Below are 558 nucleotides of genomic sequence, written 5' to 3' on the forward strand. Positions count from 1 at the left end.
CATTTCGCGAGGTGCATGGATAGGCTCCGCACCACACAGCTGGCCAGCACCACCCGTGATGGAACGTCCAGCACGAAGGAGATCCAGCAGACCCCGCCAGGCAGCGATAGCCGTGTCGCATCAACCTGCACCCGTCGACCTTCAGGCCAGTCCTGTGGTGCGGAAGCCTTCGGGGAAGGTTTCCGGGTTTTCCGAGGCTGAGGTGGGTGAAGGTGCAATTCGCCGAGGGCGACGCGGATCTTGTGCAATCCAATCTCTTCCCCCTGAGCTTTGAGTTCGTGGTACAGCAACCGGTACCCAGCGGTCGGGTGGTGCAGGGCGACGTGCCGGATTTTCTCGTGTAATTCATCCCGCTGCTGCTGGCGGGCACAGCGCGCCTGCGCGCTGTGCTGATGATCCCGTAGGCGCCAGTACGGCACGCTGGCGTACTGCGCGAAGCGCCGAAGGCTCAGCTGGGGTTGGCTCTGCCAGAGGACGAGCAGGTCGTCCAGCGTCAGAGCCGTCGCACTTTTCGCGCGATATCCAGCTCCAGTTCCTTTTCCGCCAGGATGCGCTTCA

The 558-nt window shown here is 62.9% G+C and carries 1 protein-coding gene; it reads right to left on the minus strand.

Annotation, left to right across the window (positions count from 1 at the left end; all coding sequences use genetic code 11):
• The coding region (locus IEY63_RS22405) for a transposase domain-containing protein (protein ID WP_505703938.1) at positions 1 to 558 on the minus strand (558 nt) is incomplete at both ends.

The organism is Deinococcus radiotolerans, assembly GCF_014647435.1.
GTDB lineage: Bacteria > Deinococcota > Deinococci > Deinococcales > Deinococcaceae > Deinococcus > Deinococcus radiotolerans.